This is a genomic window from Psychrobacter sp. YGAH215 (assembly GCF_007280595.1).
Classification (GTDB): domain Bacteria; phylum Pseudomonadota; class Gammaproteobacteria; order Pseudomonadales; family Moraxellaceae; genus Psychrobacter; species Psychrobacter faecalis.
Map to the genome: position 1 here is coordinate 1 of NZ_VKLR01000059.1, position 1,514 is coordinate 1,514.

2 protein-coding genes are annotated in these 1,514 nt (G+C 39.8%); both read right to left on the minus strand.

All coding sequences use genetic code 11. From position 1 onward, the window contains the following. Positions 1-56: 56 nt before the first annotated feature. On the minus strand, positions 57-362 hold the full coding sequence (locus FOR85_RS13020) for an RHS repeat domain-containing protein (RefSeq protein WP_144298176.1): 306 nt from the start codon (positions 360-362) through the stop codon (positions 57-59). Between the two features lie 413 nt (positions 363-775). Beyond that, the coding region (locus FOR85_RS12505) for an IS3 family transposase (RefSeq protein WP_223808643.1) at positions 776-1,514 on the minus strand (739 nt) is incomplete at its 5' end.

The following is a 1,514-nucleotide window of genomic DNA, read 5'->3' on the forward strand; positions in this document are numbered from 1 at the left end:
TAACACCAGCTGAAACAGAAAGACGTTACTTTAATCAAAACCTCTTATCAGGTGTCCTAAATTAGTTGACCACTACAATTACTTGGCTTGCCCTCGCTATCGTATTGATAGGTGACTTGATGACCTAATGCATCGGTATAAGTGATCAAACGACCTAAATCGTCATAATCCATTTGTATCTGGCTACCATCAGGATAGCGAACTTGGCTAATAAGCTCTTCAAGATGAGGAGCAGTATTATTATAGTGGTGACGCGTGATGTTACCTTCTGCATCGGTGATCTGATCTAAGCGCTGCTTATCATCGTACTGGTAGCGCGTTTGAATTATTTTCAGATTTGTTTTGTAAAAAAATCCATAAATCTACTAAAAATAAAAAGCACATATCGTAAAAAACAATAACCCTATAATCTATGCCATATTCTGTAGTAAAAAAGTTGGCTGGAAAGAACAATAGTGCAGTAGAGAAGTATGAAAAAGACCTTACTATGAATAACATTTTTATATTTTTTTTAAATATTAGAGAGTAAAAACAAATGGTTAGAAGAAGGATAAGCCCTAGTATTTCCCACCATCTTCCAGTAGGATACCAAAGCGTAGCTGAATACAGTATAGGTAGAAGCAATATGTGTATAGATCTCGATACATAGTATAAAAACTTACTTAACTTTGACGCAATCATTACAACACCCCGCTTTTTGTTGTGCACTATCGTATGCCTCTTGAGAATTGACCCATGCTGTCAAATCCGTAGAACCAAACTTGGGAGATTTTAATTACGCAGCCTGACGATAGTAGTCAAACCACACCTGTCTTGGCGCTCGATAGCCCAAGCCCTTTTGAATCCTAGTCTGATTATAATACAGCTCAATATACCCAATGATATCGCTAGTGGCTGCAAACCTCGTTTTATAATCTTGATGATATACTAGTTCATTCTTCAAGACGCCCCAGAAGCTTTCTATAGGTGCGTTGTCATAGCAATTACCTTTGCCGCTCATTGAGCCTGTAAACTTATGCTGCTCGATAATCTTATGGTACGCATGGCTACAATATTGGCTACCTCTATCTGAATGAACAATCAGTCCTTGAGTAGGTCGTTTGTTCTTGATTGCCATATTGAGTGCACGGCATACTAAATCAGCGGTCATGCGCTTATTGATAGCGTAGCCGACAAGCTCTTTGGTGTATAAATCTTTCACTCCAGCTAAATATAACCAGCCCTCAGCAGTCCAGATATAGGTAATGTCGCTGACCCATGCTTCGTTAGGGCGCTTAGCATCAAACTTCTGATCCAGTACGTTTGGATAGACCAGCTTGTTGTGGTTTGAGTCAGTAGTGACTTTAAAGCGCTTATGACGACGGCATTTGATGCCGTGTTCCTCTTTGATGCTTCTTACCATATACAGGCTAATGTTGTGGCCTTGTTTGCTTAGATGTGAACCGCCCCGAGATTGTCGGAGACTCAACTTTCTGAGAGAATACGACAATGAAAACACGAAACTATACCCCTGA